This is a genomic window from Archangium sp., from assembly GCF_036389735.1.
In the GTDB taxonomy this organism is placed as follows: domain Bacteria; phylum Myxococcota; class Myxococcia; order Myxococcales; family Myxococcaceae; genus Archangium.
Window position 1 is genome coordinate 1 of the sequence record NZ_DASVWK010000496.1, and the last position, 5118, is coordinate 5118.

Annotated in this window: 1 protein-coding gene; it reads left to right on the forward strand. The window is 69.2% G+C overall.

Translation table 11 applies throughout. The features are described 5' to 3' along the window. The coding region (locus VF794_RS17425; RefSeq protein ID WP_331111817.1) for a hypothetical protein at positions 1-5118 on the forward strand (5118 nt) is incomplete at both ends.

Here is a 5118-nt window from a genome sequence, read left to right on the forward strand (position 1 = left end):
ACGCGCTCCACGCCGCTGTCCATGCTGTTCTGCACCGCCAACAGCCTGAACAACCCCTTCCAGAAGGACTGCGCCCTCAACCGCAACTGGACGGCGAACACCAACGCGCCCGGCCCCTTCGGCGACTTCATCTCCTTCGACCAGGAGGACCCCTACGCCCAGCCCCTCATCACCGCGGTGACGGCCCAGGCGCCGAGCACCTGCGCGGAGACCTATGCGCTCAGCGCCAAGGTGCAGGATGCCCTGTATGTGAACGCCCAGGAGACGGTCGAGCCCTCCGTCAAGGCGGTGGGCTTCTGGTACTACCACGACGCGAACGGTGACGGCGTCTCCAACGACGGGAGCACCTGGAGCTGGGCGGTGAACGGCACCCTGGTGCCCGGCAAGCTCAACGAGTGGCGGGCCAACTGGGACAGCCGCGAGCTGCCACGTGGCAGCTACCTCATTGGCGTACAGGCGGTGGACGACAACACCCGCGTGGACGACGGGATGGTGCCGTCCGGGGTGGACAACCGCACCTTCTCCTATGTCACGAGCGACAGCCTGGGCCGGGTGTACGTGGACGGCTCGTGGCACATCGCCGTGGCGAACTTCCCCAGCCACTCTCCGGCGATGGCACCGCGGTCGAGCGAGCACTGGTACGGCAACCCGCTCGTCACCGGCGTCCAGGTCGCCGGGACGGGAGTGGACGTAGCACTCAACAGCTGTGGAATCGCGCCGACCCTCGGCATGACCGGCGCCCCCAGCGAGCTCACCCCGGGCGAGCGGGTGAACTTCACCATCCCCTTGCTCACCCCCCCCACCAGCCCGTTCCCCGTGAACGTGTCCAGCATCGTGGGCCAGCTGCCCCCGGGGTTCAGCTACGTCAGCGGGAGCACCAGCGGGCCCTTCGGCAGCGCCGACCCGGTCATCAGCGGAACCACCCTGACCTGGACCTTCAGCCCCGCCGTCCAGGTCGCCCCAGGTGTGGAGGCGACGCTGGCCTTCGCCGCGACCGCGAGCACCGTGGCGGGGAGCTACAACGCCCAGGCGAGAGCAACCACCAGCTTCGGCAACGTCGCCAGCGAGCCCGTCGCGCTCACGATCTACGCCGCACGGGCCTCACTCACCCAGACGCCCAGCCGGTACTCGGTCAAGCCCGATGGGTCCACGTCAGTCACGTACACCCTCACCTACGCGAACGAATCGTCGGTGACGCTGTCCAATGCGACCCTCACCAACGCCCTCCCCGCCAACGTCAACTTCGTCGGCTGCACGGGAGGCGGCACCTGCTCGTTCAGCGGCGGGCAGGTGACGTGGCAGTTGGGGACGCTCGCCGCGGGCGCGAAGGGAAGCGTGACGTTCACCGTCACCGTCGCGCCCGCGTTCACCGCGACCTCGCTCGCCAACGTCGCCAACCTCGAGGCCACCGTGCCCGGCGGCAGCAAGCTGCAGCGCTCGTCCACCAGCACCATCACCGTCGAGCAGCCGGTCCCCGCGTTCCGGCTCTCGATGACGTCGAGCGCGGTCCGCATCGATCCGAGCACCACCGTCACGTGGACGCTCACCTACGCCAACGAGGGGAGCGGCTCGGCCACCGGCAGCTTCCTCGTGAACACGCTGCCCGACGGCTTCACCTTCACCAGTTGCTCGGTCGCCGGCAACCCGCACTTCACCGGCTGCACGAACTCCTCGGGAACGGTCACGTTCCATGGCGCGGATGGTGCGACAGGCGCGGGAGTCACGGTGGGGATTGGCGCGACCGGCTCGGTAACGCTCACCGCGACCGCGGCGGCCGCCCCCTTCACCTACACGAACCCGGGCGTGAATCGCGCCACCATCAGCGCGTCCGGCGGGCGCGGCGCGGCGCAGGCCCGGTCCTCCGTCGGCGTCACCGGGCAGTACTGCAGCAACGTCTATTACTTCCGGCGCGATCTGGAAAACACGAACCGCCTCGCCACGATCCAGCAGCCCACGGCGACCGACGACTGGATCACCACCATCACCACCTCGTCGTCGACCAACCAGCTCGTCTTCCTCCAGCAACAGGCCCTCACGCAGGACACGGACCTCTCGGGTCTGGACCTCACGGTGAACTTCACCCTCGGCGCGACGCAGGGCGGTGGCAACACCAATGTGCGCTTGGAGAACGCCAGCACCGGACAACTCATTGTACAGAGCACCCAGTTCTCCATCTCCAACGGTCTGAAGCCGTACAGCTACACCGCCACGATTCCGGCGGCCACGGTCGTGCGTAGCGGCGAGAAGCTGCGGTGGGTCTTCCTGTTCTCGGCGGGCGGCAGCCGCGACATCATCTTCCACTACGATTCCATCCAGTATCCGTCCCGGTCGTCGTTCTGCACGGCCACGTCCCCGGCCAACCTGTCCGTGTCCAACACCGTCGACAAGCCGCGGATCGCGGGGACGGTCGAGAAGCTCACCTACACGCTGCGGTACGCGAACGCGGGCGGCACCTCCGCCTCCAACGTCGTGCTGAAGGATGAGTTCCCGGCGGGGATGACCGCTTGCGAGTACTCCACCAACGGCTCGACCTGGCTGGCGTGCTCGGCGGCGGCGAGCAGCCCGCAGCGCCACGACTTCGCCCTGGGCACCCTCGCCGCCGGAGCGAGCGGCACGGTGTTCGTGCGGGGAGACTCGCCGGCCTCGCCCATCCAGGGCCAGGTGCTCGTCAACACGGCGAGCATCGTCAGCACCGAGACCCCCACACCGGTCAGCGCGACGGCGTCCACCTCGCTCTCGGGGAGCAACCAGCCGATGCTGGTCATCACCGGTGGCGCCGACAAGGTTTTCGTCGGACCGGCGGAGAAGGTGACCTACACCTTCACGGTGAAGAACGTGGGCACGGGGCCGGCGACGAACGTGGCGGTGTCCAACGCCCTCCCGGTCGCCACTCCCTGGTACGAGTACGTGCCGGGCAGCATCACGGGAGGCGCCTCCCATTCGGTCTCGGGCAACACCCTGAACTGGACCATCGGCAACCTGGCGGTGGACGCCACGGCCACCCTCACCTTCCAGATGGCCACCCCCGCGACCGGGCTCCCGAGTGGACAGACCGCACGGGATGACCTCGCCACGGTCTCCGACAGCAGCTCCTGCACGGGCTCGTCCATGCCCGTGAGCTGCACGAGCAACACGGTCACCGTCATGGTGGACGGCAAGGCGAACCTGACGTTGAGCAGCTCGGCCACGCCAGCGTCCGTCGTGCCCGGGCAGCTCATTGACTACACGCTGACGGTGGGAAGCGTGGGCTCCTCCACGGCCAGCGCCGTGGTGCTCCGCGACACGAAGTTCCCCGAGCACACGCGCTTCGTCGAGACCGTCCCCGCGGGCAGCGGGTCGTACGACGCCGTCAAGAACCAGGTGGTCTTCTCCCTCGGAGACCTCGCCCCGGGGCAGACCGTGCAGCGCGGGTTCCGGGTGCGGGTGGATGGCACGCTGCCGGCGGGCGTGACTCTCCTGGAGAACATCGCCTCGGTGAGCGCCAGCAACGCGCAACTCCGCACGTCGACCGTCCAGACCTCGGCGGCGGCGGAGCCGAAGATGAGCCTCGTCAGCACCGGCCCGGCGAGCCTGCCAGGTCCCGCCGCCCGGCTGGCGGCCAATGCCTCGAGCGCGACGGCCCTGAAGGTCGACAGCGCCGCGCTGCTCGAGGTCGGAGGGTACCTGCACATCAACGGGACGGTCGCTCGGATCACGGGCCTCGCCGGCACGATGGTGACGGTGGCGTCACCGGTGACCGGGAGCGTGGGGGATCCCCTCTGGCGGAGCGCGGCGTATACGCTCAGTTTCGCCAACACGGGGAACACCACCGCCGCGTCGGTGGTCGTCACCAGCGCCCTGCCGGCGGGGTGGCTCTACGTCACGTCCCAGCCCGCGGCCAATGCCGCACCGAGCGCGGGGACGACGGGCAACGTGAGCTGGAGCCTCGGCGGCGTCGCCGCCGGGGAGTCGTCCTCGCTGCAGGTCGTGGCGATTCCGACCCTCACCGCGACGCTCCCGTCCGCGGTCGTCGACTCGCGCTCCTGCACCAGCGCGGCAACGCCGGGCTGCTCCGACTCCGTCACCACCACGGTGGGTGGACTGAGCGCCAGGAAGCGCACCAGCACGCCCGTGGTGTCCGTGGGAGCCGTGGGCGCGATCGCCTCGTACACGATTACCCTGGAGAACTCCCTCGACGCGCCCGTGACGGGGGTCTCGGTTACCGACCTGCTGCCGAGCGGGTTCAGCTACCGGCCGGGGTCCAACACGCCGGCACCCACCTCCGTCGATGAGGGTCAGCCGACGTGGTCCGCGCTCACGGTGCCCGCGAAGGGGCAGTTGGAGTTCACCTTCGAGGTGGACGTCCACAAGCTCACCGGTACCGGCACCTACGACAACGCGCTGGCGGTGGTCGCTCCCGCCGGTGTGGGCATTACGCCGTTCGACGCGCTCGGCACCACGGCGGAGGACGTGACGGTGGTGGGCGAGGGATCCTTCGTGGCCGCCGGCTACGTCTTCCGGGACCGGCCGACCCTCGGCGCCCTGGATGACGGCGACACCGGCCTGGCGAACGTGCTGCTGACCATCAACGATAGCTCCGGTCTCGCGCCGTACAGCCTCCAGACGGACGGCTTCGGCTACTTCCAGCGCATCCTCCCGGCGGGGGCCTGGTCGGTGTCCATCCCCATGGTGGCGTCGAACCAGGAGCTGCTGAACGGCATGTCGCTGTACGGCACCTACTCCATGCCGGTGGCGGTCGCTCAAGGCAACCCGGCAGCGTCGAGCATCCGCTTCGGCTACGTCCCCACCGAGGAGAACACCTACACCGTCAGCACCCAGGTGGCGGCGGGCCAGGGCAGTTTCTCGCCCAACAGCGCTACGGTGGCGCATGGCGGCACCACCTCCTTCACCGTGACACCCGCCACCGGCTACTCGGTGCAGAGTGTGACGGGCTGCGGCGGCACGCTGGTGGACGCCACCTACACCACCGGCGCCGTTACCTCGGCCTGCACCGTCACCGCCTCCTTCGTGCTCAACGAGTACATCGTCAGCACCCAGGTGGCCGCTGGCCAGGGCAGCTTCTCGCCCAACAGCGTCACGGTGGCGCATGGCGGCACCACCTCCTTCACCGTGACGCCC